The organism is Ruminococcus callidus ATCC 27760, assembly GCF_000468015.1.
GTDB classification, from domain to species: Bacteria; Bacillota; Clostridia; order Oscillospirales; family Ruminococcaceae; genus Ruminococcus_C; species Ruminococcus_C callidus.
The window spans coordinates 523-1,999 of record NZ_KI260442.1; the positions used below are offsets into that span (position 1 = coordinate 523).

Genomic DNA, 1,477 nt, shown 5'->3' on the forward strand with positions numbered 1-1,477 from the left:
CTATTATAGCATTGATGCACGATATTTTCCATAATAACGATAATAAACGGAAATAACCGCCCCAAAGCTGCCACCTTGAGCGGTTATTTCAAATAACTCAAACTTGGGAGCAGACCGTCTACTGGTGTGCTCTCTTTACTTTTATTATACGCGATTTTTGCTGATTTGTCAAGTCTGTTTTTCACTTTATCATCACAAGCACCCGAATGTGATCGCCCGCAGTTTCCGCACAATATCACTGGTGCTGCCGCCGCAGACCTGAATCAGATACAACAGCACAGTGCCGTCCTGCGGGGACACACAGAAATACGGTCCTGTCCAGCCGTCCCAGCCGAATTCCCCAGCCGGCACATTGGTCATACACACCAGCGGATCTTCCAGCACCCGCAGCAGGTTGCCATAGGTATAGCCTTTCAGCTGCTCCCAGTCGATTCCCGTTTTCTGGGCATCGCTCAACTGCGGCGTGGTGAGATACCGCCATGTGTTTTCGCCGATCAGACGCACGCCGCTTTCCCGATGCAGCCCTTTTCCCGCCAGCAGATTGGCAAACCGGGCATAGTCCTGCATGGTAGAGATCAGCCCTGCCCCGCCGGAGAAAAACGCCGGCTTCTTCCGGTAGTCCGTCATACCCAGATGGGGATCCGGCTCTATCACCAGCCCGCAGAAATCTTCGCCCCAGTGATACTGATACAGCTGTGCCAGACGGGAACGCTTTTCCGCCGGCACGTAGAAATCTGTATCTGTCATGCCCAGCGGCTGGAAGATCTGCTTCCGGTACAGCTCGTCCAATGGCATGTCTGCCGCCTTTTCCAGCACTGCCCCCAGAATATCCGCCGAAGCTCCATAAGACCACTTCTCTCCCGGCTGAAACAGCAGCGGCACTTCTTCCCCCACACGCCGTGCAAATTCCTGCGTATCCACAGGGTGGTCAGTGGCGTTCCGGCGGTCGATCTCGCCATAAAACGCTCCCATTTTCTTCTGGGATTCGCTCCAGCAGTCCGGATAGGGAATGCCGGAGGTCATGTTCAGCAAATCCTGAATGCAGATCTCCCGCTTCGCCGGCACCAGTTCACCGTGCACATCTACCAGCTTCTCCCGAAAGGCAGGAATATACCACGAAACCGGATCGCTCAATTCCAGCTTGCCGGACTCCCAAAGCTGCATGGTCGCCACCGCCGTCACCGGCTTGGTCATGGAGAAGATGCGGAACAGGGTGTCCGTCCGCATGGGCGTTTCCTGTTCCCGATCTGCCAGACCGTATGCCTTACACAAATATTCTTCCTGATTCTGGTATATGCCTACGCAGGCACCGGTGATCTTTCCCTCCTGCATGCCTTTTTGAATGACAGAATCTACCCGACCAGCCAGCCGGATTTGTTTTTCCAGTTCCACGCCGCTACGCCGCCTTTCTCTCCTGCCGGCTGCCCGCGGAACCGGCTTCAGGGCAATACCGCACAAAGATTGTGCGTAAGGTGCG

At 55.0% G+C, this 1,477-nt stretch carries 1 protein-coding gene; it reads right to left on the reverse strand.

The genetic code is table 11. The features are described from left to right. Positions 1-192: 192 nt before the first annotated feature. A partial coding sequence (locus RUMCAL_RS10195) for a serine hydrolase domain-containing protein (RefSeq protein WP_021682766.1) occupies positions 193-1,477 on the reverse strand: 1,285 nt, incomplete at its 5' end.